The organism is Salipaludibacillus sp. HK11 (assembly GCF_047795645.1).
Taxonomy (GTDB): Bacteria; Bacillota; Bacilli; order Bacillales; family Salisediminibacteriaceae; genus Salipaludibacillus.
In genome coordinates this window covers 4182014-4198589 of the sequence record NZ_CP181045.1, presented here as the reverse complement: position 1 = coordinate 4198589, position 16576 = coordinate 4182014, and the positions used below count along the sequence as shown (strand labels likewise).

Sequence of the window (16576 nt, the reverse complement as noted above, 5' to 3'; positions counted from 1 at the left end):
TAAACACGAAAGAACCTGTTCCTAAGAAGGAACAGGTTCTAATATTATGATCCGTAACGGATTAAAGTTTTACTACATTAGAAGCTTGTGGTCCACGATCGCCTTCAATAATGTCAAATTCAACATCCTGTGCTTCTTCTAAAGTTTTGAATCCTTCACCCTCAATAGCTGAGAAGTGAACAAATACGTCATCTCCATCTTCACGCTCGATGAAACCAAAACCTTTTTCTGCATTAAACCATTTTACTTTGCCTATCATGTTAACGGCCTCCTTAAATTGAATCTTTGAATAACGCAAAACCTTTCATGCCTTATATATACTACTTTTTCGAGGCCTAAAATTGTTTTCCGAATTCAAATCATATTACACTTTAACCTTATCATATATTTAATACCTAAATCAACCAACAGAACATTATACTGCTTCATTTAAAATAAAAACCTTTTACAGTATATTCAACTAGGAACTAGGCTCAATTTCAATTCTTTGAATTTTTTCGTGAAAATATTCTACATGGCCTTCCTTCGTTTCGTCGTCTAGAAAATAACTCGCAGAAATATGAACCTCAAAGATACCTGGTTCAACCTCTAACTCAACCGGAAACCCTCCTCTTGACTCATCTGTTTCTAGCGTTGTTTGCTGGTCAACGTTGACAGTTCCTTCATCATATTCATAGAGAATTTCATCACCACTTTTGATTTTATCAACCCATGCAATGTTACTGCCGAAATAAAATGTCTTTTCTTCTTCTCCTTCATATAAAATATAGGGCGTCAACGACAATTCTCCACCTGAATAGACCGGTTGAACCTCTAACGTCACATCATCATGACCTTCCAAATCACTACACGAGCGAAAAGTAATCATGGACAAACTAATAAATAGTACAGATAGTAACTTCATTTATATCACCTGCTATCAACATATTCTGGAAACTACAAGTCCTATTCTACTACATTTTTATTTAATTCTCACATGTTAATTCTTTTATAATTCATTAACTGTCATCATTTTTAATTCTCTATAATCGGAAAACACTTATCACGCTCTGTTCTAAAAACAATAAATATTAAAATTGTGACATTTTTATGAATTATAAAGTAAACTGTTTAAAAATGTCGAATAAGTGAGGTATACACTGATGATTGTCGCTTACATGGCGTTTTGCGTTTCATATCAAACCTGTTACAATTCTTTTGTTCTAGTCGGATCGAGTTTCTTACGGAGAAACTCACTTTAATTAAGCAAAGCTATTAAAATTAGGAAGAGGTGCAAAAGTGAATTACGTAGAAAAATTAAAAACAGAATGGTTTGGAAATATTAGAGGAGATGTTCTAGCGGGGATTGTCGTTGCTCTCGCTTTAATTCCTGAAGCAATTGCCTTCTCGATTATTGCTGGTGTCGATCCAATGGTTGGATTATATGCCTCCTTTTGTATTGCATTAGTTATTGCTTTCGTTGGTGGAAGACCTGGTATGATTTCTGGTGCAACAGGAGCTATGGCATTATTAATGATTACTCTCGTTGCTGACCATGGATTAGAGTACTTACTCGCTGCAACGATCTTAACCGGTATTATTCAATTTTTATTTGGAGTGTTTAAATTATCAGGTTTTATGAAGTTTATTCCTCGGTCAGTAATGATCGGTTTCGTCAATGCCTTAGCGATTATGATTTTTACATCACAGCTTCAACATTTTGTCGGTGAGACTTGGGTGATGTATTCATTAGTCGCACTAACTCTTGCAATTATTTATATTCTTCCACGCTTTACGAAGGCAGTTCCTTCGACACTCGTGGCAATTATTGTAGTAACTGCTTTAGCTATTTTTATGAATTTTGGAGTGCGAAATGTTGGAGATATGGGTGCACTTACTCAAGCACTCCCTATCTTTGCCCTACCAAATATTCCAGTGAATTTCGAAACACTGATGATTATTTTACCTTACTCCTTAGCACTGGCTATCGTCGGGCTACTCGAGTCACTGTTAACATCATCTATCGTTGATGATATGACAGATACAGAAAGCAATAATAACAAAGAAAGCCGTGGACAAGGTATTTCTAATATGGTAACTGGTTGTTTCGGTGGTATGGCTGGTTGTGCAATGATCGGTCAGTCCGTTATCAATGTAAAATCTGGCGGTAGTGGTCGATTATCAAGCCTAGTTTCTGGAGTATTTCTGATGTTTTTAATCATCGTTCTCGGAGGCGTTGTTGTACAAATACCCATGGCCGCTCTCGCAGGTGTCATGATCATGGTTGCAATTGGAACGTTTGACTGGTCATCGTTAACAAGTCTTCACAAAATTCCAAGGACAGATGCAATCGTCATGGTTACAACTGTAGGTACCGTTGTTTATACCCATAATTTAGCCTACGGTGTCCTCACTGGGGTTGTCTTAAGTGCTATTTTCTTTGCTTGGAAAGTTTCTAAAGTTCGAGTTGAAAAATCACTTGACACGAAAAATAATGTTAGAACATATCAAATCCATGGTCAATTGTTCTTTGCATCTGTCACTGACTTTTTAGCCCAAATCGATTATAATGAAGATGTCCAAAAAGTTATTCTCGATATTACTAATGCTCACTTATGGGATGATTCAGCTGTTGGTGCAATTGACAAAATTGAATCTAAATTTGAGCAACGTGATATTGAGGTTGAACTTATTGGAATGGATAAAGAAAGCACAGATCTAATGGATAAAATCGGTGGCTTAAGTAAAGCCTCTGGTCATTAATTATTTTGGGGGATACGTTATGTTTAAACATCTATTACTAGCTATCGACGGATCAGATCATGCAAATCGCGCAGCACAAAAAGCAGTTGAATTAGCAACTTTAGAAGGAAACGGAAAAGTCGAAATCCTTTATGTTGTTGCTGGAAATAAATCTAAATCGGATGTACTCCAATATGGTGATTCCGATGCTGCTTCAAGAAAAAGAAAAAAAATGATAACACCTTATGAAGAAATGATGAGTGAATCAGGAATTGAATTTACAACAACGGTCCTACACGGAAGCAACGGGGCTGCAGAATCAATTATTGATCATGCAAATAAAGGCAGCTACGATGCTCTTGTTATTGGAAGTCGCGGTCTTAGCGGTGTTCAGACAATGGTTTTAGGCAGCGTCAGTCACAAAGTAATGAAGCATGTAAAAGCACCTGTGTTAATGGTTAAATAATAGTCTAATAACCAGTGAGGCTTTTTGTCCTCGCTGGTTTTTACTATTTGATTGTAAATTGATTTTTATGGGTTAAAATAGAAAATAACTATACTGGTAGATAGCGGTGAAAACATGTGTTACAAGACACTGGAGAACGAATCATCCCCGAAGAAATGAAACCTACAAACGGATTGCTACTGGAACATTTAGCAAGGTATTATTTTGCCTTCCCATACGCAAAAGGGAAAGTACTTGATATTGCATGTGGAACTGGTTATGGAACAAAGATGATCGCGAAAGCAAAAAAGCGCGATATATCATCTATTTTAGGCGTCGACATCGACAAAGAAACCGTCGATTACGCACACAAACATTATTACCACCCTCTCTTATCATTTCTGCAGGGAGATGCATTAGATAGCAACCTCAAAAATAAAATTGGCACGTTTAATACGATCTTGTCCTTTGAAACGATTGAGCACGTTCCTGACGATAAAGAATTTCTAATGAAGGTATATGAACTTCTTGCTCCAGGTGGGAAATTAATTTTATCAACTCCTTTTGGAGAAGGGCGTGGAGAACCATGCGGATCACCTTTTCATTACCATCAGCTAACTGAAGTAGAGTTCATCTCACTATTTAACGATGAAGCTCTTCCATTTGCTCACGTTGATTTTTACTATCAACATGGTGTATCCTTTGAAAGGGAAAAACGTAATGGTCTCCATTATCCATTAGGAATTGCGGTCTGTAAAAAAGCTGAGTAGAAAGAAAAAACCTGAAACCAACTGGTTTTCAGGTTTTTTCTTTTTTATTGTTTCACAACTGGGATCCAAATTTCACTTTGAGTATCAGTACTAGCCAGAATTTCTGGTCCTTCGACATGCTCATACCCTGATGAAGGAAACCATTCAGAGTAAACTCTTTCCCATACTTCCTGTACTTCCTCCCATGGCCCATCAACTTCAAACACAGCCCACGTAAGCGCAGGTACATCTAACGTCGCCATTGTATTTGGTGCACTCTTAGTCGTTGCCGCCGCTACATAATAATCAAGCTCCCCAAATTCAGAACTCTCTTCAAAAAAGTTTGTACATATGTGAATCACTCCTGATGGATCAAGGTCAGAAAGGCCTTCTAGTTGAACATACGTATCATCACTAATAGCATCGATAATTCTTTCTATTTCTGGGTTATTACCACTCCCCTGCAAGTTGATTCGGTTTTTGATCCCTACCGTACGAAATGCTTGTTTCTGTTCGATTCTATAATTCATTTCTGCTCCTCCCTTAATGGATAATTGGAAGGTCATTCGTGGATAAGCTTTTAGGGAATGTGAATGGTCTCTTGCAGTTGTTGGTGTCACTCCATGCAAACTTTGAAAAGCTTTTGCAAAAGAATCCGGTGAAGTATAGCCATATTTGACAGCTACATCAATTACTTTTACTCCTCGATCCTTTAATTCAAATGCTGCAAGAGTCAAGCGCCTACGACGTATATATTCCGAAAGTGTTACTCCTGCAAGAAACGAAAACATTCTTTTGAAATGATACTCAGAACAGTATGCACGTTTCGCCACCTCCTTGAAGTCAATTCGATCAGTTAGCTTTTCTTCAATATAATGCAACGCGTCATTCATACCCTTGAGCAAATCCATGTTATAACCTCCCTTTCCCTTACTTCATAGTTTATCAGGGTTTACACTCGTCACTCCGACTTTCTTTGCACAAGTTTATCGGGTTTACAATACATCTATCTTACTCTCATCAATTATGTTGAATTAAGTTGTTCTCTTTGGTCATGGTTTCCTAGGATTTTATTGTTCCAAATAAAAACCATACCAATTACGGTATGGTTGGAATCATATAGTTCACCTAATGGCAATAAGCAAGACCGTACTTATCGTAGGTATCTGTCACATCAATAGCGAAATCGATACCACTATGCTCCTCATTTAGGATAACTGCGACTTGGTACTTCTCTGCCTTTTCTTTGTCAATCACTGCAATAGCATAACTACCATAATCACGAGCAAAATCTGAAGAATCTACAGTTAATTCAGTTTCGTCTACTTCCTTCAAATCTGAAATAAGCGTAATTGCTTCTTTTTTTGCCTGCTGTTTCATTTCATCATTTAACGTGATGAAATAGACAAAAATAAAACCCGCTACAATTGATGTCATTACGCTTGCCACCGCAATCGATTTTTTGTTCATCATCACGTCCTCCAATTCATAAAGTCTATTTCATCTATTATAAGCGATTATGCTCATCCATGCCATTAATTCCGACTAATTTTATGTGAAATATTCTAAAATAAACCGCGGTTTAAAATCCTTATTTATAATTATTATCATTTGATTTCTTATATAATCTATTATACAATCTTATTATAATAAATATAAATAATACTGGAGAGGTGCTAAAAACATGAGTAATCAACTTTTAGTTAAGGAATTAAATCATCAATTATCCAATTGGAATGTACTAAACACCAAATTACACAACTTTCATTGGTATGTTAAAGGTGAGAATTTCTTCACTCTACATGAGAAATTCGAAGAGTTTTACAATGAAGCTGCCACTACAATTGATGACATCGCTGAACGAATTTTAACAATAGGCGGAAAACCTGTCGCAACATTGAAAGAGTATTTAGAGAGTTCATCTATTAATGAGGCTAATGGTAATGAAACAGCCAAAGAAATGGTGAATGCACTAGCTGAAGACTTCACTACACTTAGTAAGGAGTCTTATGAGTTAATTCAAGTTGCAGAAGAAAATGGCGATGACGCTACTGGCGATATGTTTATTGCTTTAAAATCTTCTATTGAACAACATACATGGATGTTGAATGCTTTTTTAGGAAAATAACCATAAGAGAACGAGGTTGTCCCAATAGTAATATTGGTGATAAGCCTTTTTCTTTATTTTATGGGTGAGCGGTTTTGAAAAAATTGCATTAGAAGGCACTTGAGCGTTATGAAGCCCAATTCGAAAAGATACTGATGAGCCAATGTGGGAAAGATACTGCTCAAGAGGACCCAGCTTGTGCGTTACGCAAGCTGAATCGGCGATAGAAAAACCCGTTAACGATTTTTATGATAATCAAAATAAAAGTTGACATTCAAAACAGAATAGTATATAATATTTGTTGTGCTTCATTCTGGCACGAAACGTTTTGATAAATTGATTAGTAGGGGATTCTAATTAGAACCTCTTACATCTACAGGTTGTATAAAGAATCTGGAATCCTGTGAACACTTCGAGTATGCCTTATATACACTGGCGCGGTCTCGGAGCCGCAAGGATGAAAGAGAGGTAGGGCTTTCATTATTTAAGCAATTAAGTCTATTGCAGTGATTTACCGCGGCAAATTATAATCGAATAGAAATCATGACCAACTAGAATGTATAAGCGTCATTACCTTATAGTAAGAAAATAACTTTCCTTTTAAAATTTCAACAAAAAAGCAGGCTCTCTTATGAGACGCCTGCTTTTTCTATTTACAACATCTTCTTTTCAGTAGAGCCGAATTAACTGCGTCGCTTTCAGTCCGTATAATTTACGAGTTCATGAAAGCACTTCAAATTAGCTGACAAATGCTTCAGAACAAAATCGAATCCTTAATGTCGTTATTGGCTTGTAAAAGACTTGAATCAACGGGCCAATTCCCAGTGCCACAAGAACAGTTCCAAACCCGATCGGTCCACCGATAAAAAAGGCAATAATTAATACTACTACTTCTATGAATGTTTTTGAAAAGGAAAGGCTTTTCCCTGTCAATTCATGAAACACCATCATTGCATGATCGATCGGATTTCTCGCAAAATTCGATTGTAAGTAACTTGCAATACCTGTCGCGCTGCATAAAATACCAATAATTAACATAGCCGCTCTGATCATCACCGAAGCGACCACCAAATCTGAAAAAGCTAAAAGTAACCAAAAATCAACGAATCCACCGATCAAAAACATCGTAATAAGTGCTGCAAAATCTGGCTTCTTTTTTAACAAGAGACCATTAAGTATAATCAATACAAATCCTATAATAAAAGTCCAACTACCAACAGTGAGTCCGACATTCGTTGAAAGCGCGACAAACAATGCATCCCAAGGGCCAGCTCCTAGACCAGCTAAAATAATCATACTAATACCAAAGGAGAGGAAAACCATTCCTATTAAATAAAAGACTCCAATTATTAATCTATTTTTCATCGTTAATCTTCTCCATCCTAACAATATATTTCATTTGTAACAATTAATCTTAACACTAATTTGAATAGCTTTCTAGCCCTACCAGTTTTTCGTTAAAAATAAATAGTAAAAGCTCGCTCTCGAAAAGAAACGCTCAAAATGGTAGACTAGCTTTTGTATCAAATAATTTAGAAGGAGCGAAAAACATGTCACATAGTAAAAAGCTACTAATTGCTTCAGCTATCTTCGGAGTAATCGGTGTCATGATGGGTGCTCATATGGCAGGGGCTGGTTCCTATGCTTTGAGACCAATTCATGCGCATGTTCTCGTAGTAGGATGGCTGTCATTATTCTCATGGAGTATGTTTTATAAAGTCTATAAGCCTACGAACGGTTTATTAACGAAACTACATGTATGGACAGCACTCATTGGGGCGATAGGATTGAATTTAGGTATGTATGTTTTTATGCTCGATGTAGTTCCCTTACCTGAAGTGTTCTCACTGATTTTTTATATTGTAAGTGGTTCAGTATTGGCGATTAGCTTTATTTTGTTTCTTATTCTTACAATTATCCAACCTGATTACGATAAATAGTGTTACTCTGTCGACTACAACTACTAGTACCGCCACTTAGTTCCCACTACTGAAGAGTGCTCCTGCGGGAGATGGATTATGGTAAGCTTCCACAAAGCGTTACTTCAGTAGGCTTACCATGCTACTCCGTCGCAAAGCGGAAACAGTGGATGCAAACACGGCACTCCATCCCTATTAAAAAATACAGCAGTTTTTGCATCCAAAATTCTGCTTCATCTCTGTTTCAGTAAATCTTTGTTAAATCATAATTTCGTCGCACTATCCACTTATCCTTTTCGTTAAGTACGCTATTACCTTTTCTTTCCCTCCTAAATCTTCGCAGTCCAGTAAATCTAGTTTAACTTGCCTCAAATAATCAATATCTTTCATATTGGAAACATAATCTTGAAAAGCTATTGGTAAATTTCCTTCTTGATTACTTTTCTCCGAATGATAAGACCATGATTTCAATTCAATTTTAGTACGAATATGACGGCCCTCATATATATTTTCAATCGTTTCCCTAACTTCTTCAATCGTAGTCCAACCAACGTCTTTATGCATATGAATTCCTCCTAAGTAGTGGTTTTATATGCTTTTCACAATAAAAATAAGACCATTTCATAAAACTAATGGTCTTATTTTCTATTGTAATTTTCTTCTTAACTGACAATTTAAATTCTTAACCAGATATACCTATTTATCAATTGCTTCAATCGCCTGTTTAACAGACCGATAAGTAATAAAACTAGAAAAATCAAGATTTAAACCTTGCGTGCGCATTGCAATTTTAGGCGAAACGCCCGTAATAATCAATTTAACTCCTTTTAACTTCAACAGATCATTCAATTGAAATATCCCTATCGTCGCTTGTTCATCCATATTTGCAAAACCAGATAAATCCAAAATTAATGTTTCAACTTCTTCTTTCGTTAATTCAGGGAGAATTCGATCAACAATACCATCCACTCTTCGTTCATCAACATTTCCTATTAACGGAAGAACAGATACCCCTTGTTTGATCGGTACAAGCGGAGTTGATAATAACTCAATTTCTCTATTGTAATTGATAATCTTTTGCTCCGCTTCTTTAAAATCAGTGATATCTTTTTGAATACCTACGAAGTAGTGTTTCCCTTCTTCTTCGAGATAGATTGGATCAATGTGGAGCAGGTTCCAGAATGATTCACCATTTTTTTTATAGTTTAAAATCTCAACTGATACCGGTTCGAATTTTTCTATTGCTCCCCTTAATTTTTCTACAGTTTCTTGGTCCGTTCCATCACCTTGAAGAAACCGACAGTTTTTACCAATAACATCCTCTTGAGAATACCCCGTCAAACTCGTAAACCCTTGATTTGCATAGACAATCGGATTATCAGGTAATTCTGGATCCGATATAATAAAAACAAGTTGTGTTTTTTCCAGTACTTTATCTTTAAGTTTTTGGATGTGAGGCACTTCCTCCACTCCTTCCTTATCACATATAAGTTTCCTGTACCTTATATAATAACTGAATATCGGTTTATCCGAAAGAGGGACTACTTCCGATAGAGGAAAGATAAAACCCAATTATTACCAGTATACCTGGTTAATTGGGTTAAAGACACAAAATTATTTATGCTCGTGTTGATAGCTGAACAATTCAGACAGAACAAGAGTGCAAGCACCGATCAGTGATCCTTCTTCACCTAATTCGGAAACAACAATTTTTGTTTTTTTCGCTCGTTCACTTAATGCTCTCACTTGAATGCTATCAATTACTGGTTTCATGATGAACAAGTCCGCTTTTGACACTCCACCTCCGATAATGATCATACTCGGATTAAGGAAATGAATGATATTAAGAATTCCTACCCCTAAATATTCACCGGTTTCATGTAACACTCGTTTTGCAAGAGGATCCCCCTCCAGCGCAGATTCGAATATCTGTTGACCATCTAACAAATCCATGTCTGTTCCTATCTTGTCGGTTAAACTTGTTTCAACCCCTTGCTTAATTTGTTCTTTTGTCCGCTCTTTCAAAGCATAACCAGAAGCTAATGTTTGAAAACACCCTTTATTTCCACAAGAACATTCTGGACCGTCACTATCAATCACCGTATGACCAATTTCCCCAGCCAAACTATCATTTCCATGGAACAGCTCATCGTTCAAAATGATCCCACCACCGATTCCTTCACCTACATTTAGACAGACAAAGTGATCCGACTCTTTTCCGGCACCGAACCATTTCTCTCCTAATGCTAAAGCTTTCGCATCATTTTCGACACGAACTGGAAGATGGAAAGCATCTTCAAGAACTTGCTTCACTGGCACATTTTCTAACTTCAGTGTCGGAGCGTGCACGGATATTCCTGTATCGTGATCTACAATCCCGTGCATAGCCACGCCAATTCCAATCAATTTACTTTTTTCATCCGTCACTTCTCCAAGAAAGTTGCCAATAATTTCTTGCAAAAAATCAATAAAACTCTTTTCATCTAAATGTTCCTGGGAAGGCATCGATTCAATTTTTCGCATCGAGATATCTGCATTCAAATTCGTTAAAGCTAGTCGAACCTTTCTTACTCCGACATCCACTCCGATTATATATCTACTATCGGAATCAATTGTTAGTAAAATTGGCCTTCTTCCTCCATTAGATATACCCGACCTACTTTCAAGTACTAATTGTGCTTTGATCAACTCACTCACAATATTTGTCACTGTTGGCGGGGTGAGTTTTGTTTTCTTAGCAATATCCGACCGTGAAATTGCTCCATTGCTCCGAATTGTATTTAAAATAAGCGCTCTGTTCAGCGATTTCATCAAATGAAAACTACCAGTCATATGAGTTGCCATCAGTCCCACCCCTTTCTTGAAGCAGACATCATTTCAACGACCTGATAAAACGTAGAAAAGCATCCTGCCCTTCAATGTCGCGCTTAAACACACCTGCATGCGATAGAATCGTTGAAAATACATTTCCTACTTCCTGTTGTAAAATTTCATCGATATTTGACATATCAAGGTCTCCGTATCTTCCCTTGATTTTTAACGCCCATTCGAGATGTTTCGCAATTTCTTCGTTTTGGGCGATCTCCTTTTCAGGCTGGACTGTCAACATCGCGTCTCCCAATTGATTTAACTCTTTTTTTAGTCTGCCAGGCAGTACAGCAAGGCCCATCACTTCAATCAACCCAATATTCTCTTTCTTAATATGGTGAACTTCCTCATGAGGATGGAATATTCCCATCGGATGCTCATCCGAGGTTCGGTTATTTCGTAAAACCAAATCTAATTCGAATTTCCCTTCTCTGAAACGAGCAATCGGTGTAATCGCATGATGAGGCGTATCTCCGCTAAACGGCAGTACTCCGACGGTCTGATCTTGATAATTTTGCCACGTTTGACGAATCATTTCTGACGCTTGAACGACGTGCTGTTTATCTGTCCCCTTCACTCGCAAGACAGTCATCGGCCATTTCACTTTGCTGACAGTCACATCACCATAAGCTTCAAGTGCTTCCGTTTCTTCTTCGTCTGCTCGTGCCATTGGAAACTCATACTTACCAGCCTGGTAGTGGTCATGACTAAGGATCGAACCACCTACAATCGGTAAATCAGCATTGGATCCAATAAAATAATGCGGGTACTGTTCAACAAAGTCTACCAATCGTTGAAATGTTCGAACTGAGATTTTCATTGGTACATGCTCTGCTGCAAGAACGATCGCATGCTCATGGTAATACACATACGGAGAAAACTGAATGTGCCATTCTTCTCCACCGTTTAATTCAACCGGAATCGTTCGTAAATTCTGCCGCGCCGGATGATTTAATCGTCCAGCATAGCCAACATTTTCTTTGCAGAGCAAACACAATGGATAGTTGCTCGACACAGCGTGTTTTGCCGCTTCAATTTCTTTCGGATCCTTCTCCGGTTTTGACAAATTAATTGTAATGTCTATTTCGCCATAATCAGTCGGGGTTTTCCAATTCATGTTTTTCGCAATTCTGTTTCTGCGTATATAATGTACGTCTTGATTCCATTCATAAAACCAGGCCGTCGCCGCTTCGACGCCATCCTTATGCTGAATCTGTCTAAACGATCTCGTAACCTCAGACGGTTGACTGACAAAGACAGCCATTAATTTCGTATCCAACAAATCACGCTCTGTGACTGTATTGTTTTGCAAGTGACCTTTTGTAGCCGCCCAATCTAAGATATCATCCAAGATTTCAGCGAGAGCTCGATGCTCCGCTTTTTTCTCGGGAGTTGGCGTTGTAACAGACTCGTCTAATTTTAAGATTTCCATCAACTGATTTTTACAAAAAATCACGTCTTGCTCATCTATCATCGCTTTATTCAATGCATAATGGACGAGTTCATTCAACCGTTCATCAATCATTATCGCTTCATCTCCTCTATGCTTAGGCTTCGTACCCTTTCGGATGCTTTTGATGCCATTTCCACGCTGTTTCAATCATTGAATCCAGATCGGCGTACTCCGGCTTCCAACCAAGGATTGTTTTCGCTTTTTCTGATGAAGCAACAAGTGCCGCTGGATCACCGCCACGTCTTGGCGCAACTTCTCGCTTAATATCTTTCCCAGTAACCTTCTCAACCGTATCAATTACTTCCTTGACGCTAAATCCATTCCCATTTCCCAAGTTGAAAACATCTGAATCTCCTCCATCACGAAGGTAATCAACTGCGACAAGGTGCGCTTGTATCAAATCTTTGACATGAATGTAGTCTCGGATACATGTTCCATCTGGTGTTGGATAATCGTCACCGAAAATCATGATTTTTTCACGTTGCCCTAACGCGACTTGTAATACAATCGGAATCAAGTGTGTTTCCGGTTTGTGATCTTCCCCAATATCAATCGTTGGGTGCGCACCAGCTACATTGAAATAGCGGAGGACAACATACGTCATTCCATAAGCATTCGCAGACCATTTTAACATTTTTTCGATCGCAAGTTTTGTCTCTCCATACGGGTTGGTTGGTGATGTTACATCTGTTTCCGTAATTGGAACAGTATCTGGTTCACCATACGTCGCTGCTGTGGACGAAAAGACGATGTGTTTCACTTGATATTGTTCCATTTTTTTCAACAAACAAATCGCTCCATACACGTTATTGTCGTAATACTGGAGCGGCTCTTCCACACTTACTCCGACAAGCGAATCAGCAGCGAAATGAATCACAGAATCAATTTTGTGATTTTGAAAAACTTTGTCTAGTACCGCCTCATCCCGAAGATCTCCTTCATAGAAAGCCGCTTCTTTTAATACCGCCGGTCTATGCCCTGTTTGCAAGTTGTCGATGACGACCACTTCTTCTTTTTTCGCCAATAGTTCAGCTACACCATGGCTACCGATATATCCAGCCCCTCCACAAACTAATACTGCCATCGTTAGTCACTCTCCTTTTCTATTATTGATTCGTAATTTCGCGTGTTCCTTCGCCAATATCTACGACATAAAATTCTGTATCAATTCCTGTTCGTTTTTTATACGTAGCTGCAATCCGTGTTAATGCCTCATCTAATCCTTCTTCTTTGATTAAATTAACCGTACATCCACCAAATCCCGCTCCTGTCATGCGCGCACCTAGTACCGTTTCTTCTTGCCAAGCAGCTTCCACTAACGCGTCTAACTCTTCACCAGTTACTTCATAATCATCTCTAAGTGAACGGTGTGAAGCATTCATCAATTCTCCAAACGCAACCACATCTCCATCTTCTAGTTTTTGATGGGCACGGATTGTCCGCTCATTTTCATCAATCGCATGTTTCGCACGACGCTTTGCTGTTTGATCAGAAATCGCCTGTTGATGTTCTTTAAATTGTTCTGAGGTTAGCTCACAAAGGTTCTCGATTGAAACAACCTTTTGCAAGTCTTTTAATGCTGCTTCACATTCACTACGTCGCTCATTATATTTCGAGTCCGCCAATCCACGCCGTTTATTCGTGTTCGCTAAAACAAGTTTAACACCATCAAGCTTCACAGGGGCATAGCTATATTCCAAGGAATCACAATCAAGTAAAATAGCATGGTCTTGCTTACCCATTCCTATCGCAAACTGATCCATGATCCCACAGTTTACACCGATATACTCATTCTCCGCCTTTTGGCAAAGTTGGACCATCGGCACTCGATCCATACCGAAACCATTTAATGCATCCCAAGCAATCGCCATCGCCAATTCAAGTGATGCTGAAGAAGAAAGTCCTGCGCCATTCGGAATGTTGCCGTGAAAATAAGCATCGAAACCTTTTTCTCCTTCATGTCCCTGTTCACGGAACATATAGATGACACCTTTCGGATAGTTCGCCCAATCATGTTTTTTGTTATACTCCAATTGATCTAACGTTGTTTCTAGAATACCTAACTCCGAAAAGTTATCTGAGTAAAAACGAATTTGCCGGTCTTCACGAGGGACAAGCGTAATGTAAGTTCCTACACTTAATGCACAAGGGAATACATACCCTCCATTATAATCCGTGTGTTCACCAATTAAATTGACCCTTCCTGGTGACAGAAACGTTCGTGGTTGTTGCTCTGTTTGAAATACATCTTGAAACGCTGCCTCTAGTTTTTTTAACATAGTTCTCACTCTCCTTTTTCAGTTTAAAATTCATGTGTGTCTTGACTGATTCAGACTTTATTAAATTAATTAATTAAGTGAGCGTGAATCTTAGTTATTCTCTTTCCCACACTTATTATACATGATTAAAATGAGGAATGGAATCTTTATTAAAATATTTAATTAAGTTTTAAGAGGAGGGACAAGGGCGACAATTATAAATTATATTTCTGTTAAAAAATCTGGTTGACATGTTCATTCTTTATTCCCCTATTCCCTTCTTCGCCAAACTTTGGTAAGCTATTGACCGAATTACTATCAGAAGGGAAGTCATCATGAGATATTACACACATATCACCACTTCTTTATCCGCAGCTATCTTGATTGGTGAAGTAGCTTCAATAAACGTACCACTCACCTCTACATGGGTTGTTTCCGGCGTTATTCTCGGATCTGTACTGCCAGATATTGACGAGTCGAGATCATGGATTGGGCAAAGAATTCCTTTCCTTTCATCAACAATTAAAGCATTATTTGGCCACCGAGGACTTACTCATTCAGGGATTGTTCTAGCCATTATGATCGCAGCGATGGTTCATTTTTCTCATGAATTTTTGCTTGGTTTATTTTTCGGAGTCGCCTTACATATTATCGGAGATTTCTTTTCTGTAGGTGGGATTCCTCTTCTCTACCCATTTTCGAAGAAACGGTCTCAGATAGGAATATACCGGACAGGAACATGGAGCGAAGCGTTAATTTTCATAGGAAGTTTCGGTTTTCTTATCTATTCTTTTCTATAGTAATCGGCTGTTCAAAAAAAGTTTTTTTGGTGGAGTCTCTTTAAACCTAGATAATTCATATATATCGGTGCGAATCCCTTGCTGATTCGCACCGTTTTCCTTTTTCGATTCTTCTATCGATCCGAATACCTCGCTGGTTCGCACCGTTTTCCTTTTCCAATTCCTCTATCGGTCTGAATTCCTTGCTGATTCAGACCGTTTTCCTTTTTCGATTCTTCTATCGATCCGAATACCTCGCTGGTTCAGACCGTTTTCCTTTTTCGATTCCTCTATCGATCCGAATTCCTCGCTTATTCAGACCGTTTTCCTTTTTCGATTCTTCTATCGGTCCGAATACCTCGCTTATTCAGACCGTTTTCCTTTTTCGATTCCTCTATCGATCCGAATTCCTCGCTGATTCGCACCGTTTTCCTTTTCCAATTCCTCTATCGGTCCGAATTCCTTGCTGATTCGCACCGTTTTCCTTTTTCGATTCCTCTATCGGTCCGAATTCCTTGCTGATTCGCACCGTTTTCCTTTTCCAATTCCTCTATCGGTCTGAATTCCTTGCTGATTCAGACCGTTTTCCTTTTTCGATTCTTCTACCGATCCGAATACCTCGCTGGTTCAGACCGTTTTCCTTTTTCGATTCCTCTATCGATCCGAATTCCTCGCTTATTCAGACCGTTTTCCTTTTTCGATTCCTCTATCGATCCGAATACCTCGCTGGTTCGCACCGTTTTCCTTTTCCAATTCCTCTATCGGTCTGAATTCCTTGCTGATTCAGACCGTTTTCCTTTTTCGATTCTTCTATCGGTCCGAATTCCTTGCTGATTCGCACCGTTTTTCTTTTTCGATTCCTATATCGTTCCGAATCCCTTGTTGATTCGCACCGTTTTCCTTTTTCGATTCCTCTATCGGTCCGAATTCCTCGCTGATTCGCACCGTTTTCCTTTTCCAATTCCTCTATCGGTCTGAATTCCTTGCTGATTCGCACCGTTTTCCTTTTCCAATTCCTCTATCGGTCCGAATTCCTTGCTGATTCAGACCGTTTTCCTTTTTTCGATTCTTCTATCGATCTGAATTCCTTGCTGATTCAGACCGTTTTCCTTTTTCGATTCTTCTATCGATCCGAATACCTCGCTGGTTCAGACCGTTTTCCTTTTTCGATTCCTCTATCGATCCGAATCATCCCGCTATATGTCACAACAGCAAACGCCTGAGAAATTAGATAAATACCTATTTTTGTTATAAATTAGCAAAAAGCATCTTCGTTG

General features: G+C 38.5%; 18 protein-coding genes. 6 read left to right on the top strand and 12 right to left on the bottom strand.

The genetic code is table 11. The annotated features are described in order from the left end of the window. Positions 1 to 61: 61 nt before the first annotated feature. Together ACM26V_RS19960 and ACM26V_RS19955 are read right to left on the bottom strand one after the other, a co-directional pair. Positions 62 to 259, bottom strand: coding sequence for a cold shock domain-containing protein (locus tag ACM26V_RS19960; protein WP_416148517.1), 198 nt, complete (start codon positions 257 to 259; stop codon positions 62 to 64). 201 nt (positions 260 to 460) lie between these two features. Further along, on the bottom strand, positions 461 to 904 hold the full coding sequence (locus tag ACM26V_RS19955; protein ID WP_416148516.1) for a hypothetical protein: 444 nt from the start codon (positions 902 to 904) through the stop codon (positions 461 to 463). Between the two features lie 374 nt (positions 905 to 1278). Here ACM26V_RS19955 and ACM26V_RS19950 point away from each other — a divergent pair, with 374 nt between their 5' ends. From ACM26V_RS19950 to ACM26V_RS19940, 3 genes are all read left to right on the top strand, one after another. After that, the gene (locus ACM26V_RS19950) at positions 1279 to 2742 is read left to right on the top strand and encodes a SulP family inorganic anion transporter (protein ID WP_416148515.1); all 1464 of its coding nucleotides are present in this window, start codon (positions 1279 to 1281) and stop codon (positions 2740 to 2742) included. A gap of 19 nt (positions 2743 to 2761) precedes the next feature. Continuing rightward, the gene (locus ACM26V_RS19945; RefSeq protein ID WP_416148514.1) at positions 2762 to 3187 is read left to right on the top strand and encodes a universal stress protein; all 426 of its coding nucleotides are present in this window, start codon (positions 2762 to 2764) and stop codon (positions 3185 to 3187) included. A 155-nt stretch (positions 3188 to 3342) separates the two neighbouring features. Further along, entirely contained in the window at positions 3343 to 3936 is a 594-nt protein-coding gene (locus tag ACM26V_RS19940; RefSeq protein ID WP_416148512.1) for a class I SAM-dependent methyltransferase, read from the top strand. Positions 3937 to 3980: 44 nt separating this feature from the next. On the opposite strand, the gene ACM26V_RS19935 is transcribed toward ACM26V_RS19940, so the two are convergent. Further along, complete coding sequence (locus tag ACM26V_RS19935) at positions 3981 to 4826, bottom strand: AraC family transcriptional regulator (RefSeq protein ID WP_416148511.1); 846 nt, start codon at positions 4824 to 4826, stop codon at positions 3981 to 3983. A 217-nt stretch (positions 4827 to 5043) separates the two neighbouring features. Next, positions 5044 to 5388 (bottom strand): hypothetical protein, encoded by a 345-nt coding sequence (locus tag ACM26V_RS19930; RefSeq protein WP_416148509.1) that lies wholly within the window; start codon positions 5386 to 5388, stop codon positions 5044 to 5046. Between the two features lie 211 nt (positions 5389 to 5599). Here ACM26V_RS19930 and ACM26V_RS19925 point away from each other — a divergent pair, with 211 nt between their 5' ends. Continuing rightward, a complete protein-coding gene (locus ACM26V_RS19925) occupies positions 5600 to 6043 on the top strand; it encodes a Dps family protein (protein ID WP_416148507.1) in 444 nt (147 codons plus the stop codon). Positions 6044 to 6760: 717 nt separating this feature from the next. Here the strand turns inward: ACM26V_RS19925 and ACM26V_RS19920 are convergent. Continuing rightward, entirely contained in the window at positions 6761 to 7387 is a 627-nt protein-coding gene (locus tag ACM26V_RS19920; RefSeq protein ID WP_416148505.1) for a YczE/YyaS/YitT family protein, read from the bottom strand. Between the two features lie 185 nt (positions 7388 to 7572). On the opposite strand from ACM26V_RS19920, the gene ACM26V_RS19915 reads away from it, so the two are divergent. Further along, positions 7573 to 7962, top strand: coding sequence for a hypothetical protein (locus tag ACM26V_RS19915; protein WP_416148503.1), 390 nt, complete (start codon positions 7573 to 7575; stop codon positions 7960 to 7962). Between the two features lie 258 nt (positions 7963 to 8220). Here the strand turns inward: ACM26V_RS19915 and ACM26V_RS19910 are convergent, their stop codons facing one another. From ACM26V_RS19910 to ACM26V_RS19885, 6 genes are all read right to left on the bottom strand, one after another. After that, the gene (locus ACM26V_RS19910) at positions 8221 to 8505 is read right to left on the bottom strand and encodes a hypothetical protein (protein ID WP_416148502.1); all 285 of its coding nucleotides are present in this window, start codon (positions 8503 to 8505) and stop codon (positions 8221 to 8223) included. Between the two features lie 132 nt (positions 8506 to 8637). Further along, on the bottom strand, positions 8638 to 9402 hold the full coding sequence (locus ACM26V_RS19905) for a PAS domain-containing protein (protein ID WP_416148500.1): 765 nt from the start codon (positions 9400 to 9402) through the stop codon (positions 8638 to 8640). Positions 9403 to 9555: 153 nt separating this feature from the next. Next, positions 9556 to 10785 carry an ROK family transcriptional regulator gene (locus tag ACM26V_RS19900; RefSeq protein ID WP_416148498.1) on the bottom strand — a complete coding sequence of 410 codons (1230 nt, stop codon included), beginning with the start codon at positions 10783 to 10785 and terminating at the stop codon, positions 9556 to 9558. 28 nt (positions 10786 to 10813) lie between these two features. Then, entirely contained in the window at positions 10814 to 12337 is a 1524-nt protein-coding gene (gene galT / locus ACM26V_RS19895; protein WP_416151926.1) for a UDP-glucose--hexose-1-phosphate uridylyltransferase, read from the bottom strand. A 19-nt stretch (positions 12338 to 12356) separates the two neighbouring features. Further along, positions 12357 to 13346, bottom strand: coding sequence for a UDP-glucose 4-epimerase GalE (gene galE, locus ACM26V_RS19890; protein WP_416148497.1), 990 nt, complete (start codon positions 13344 to 13346; stop codon positions 12357 to 12359). 22 nt (positions 13347 to 13368) lie between these two features. Beyond that, positions 13369 to 14541, bottom strand: coding sequence for a galactokinase (locus ACM26V_RS19885; protein WP_416148495.1), 1173 nt, complete (start codon positions 14539 to 14541; stop codon positions 13369 to 13371). Positions 14542 to 14855: 314 nt separating this feature from the next. On the opposite strand from ACM26V_RS19885, the gene ACM26V_RS19880 reads away from it, so the two are divergent. Continuing rightward, positions 14856 to 15320: a metal-dependent hydrolase gene (locus ACM26V_RS19880; RefSeq protein WP_416148493.1), complete on the top strand. Its 465-nt coding sequence runs from the start codon at positions 14856 to 14858 to the stop codon at positions 15318 to 15320. Between the two features lie 685 nt (positions 15321 to 16005). On the opposite strand, the gene ACM26V_RS19875 is transcribed toward ACM26V_RS19880, so the two are convergent. Beyond that, positions 16006 to 16296, bottom strand: coding sequence for a hypothetical protein (locus ACM26V_RS19875; RefSeq protein ID WP_416148491.1), 291 nt, complete (start codon positions 16294 to 16296; stop codon positions 16006 to 16008). Positions 16297 to 16576 lie beyond the last annotated feature (280 nt).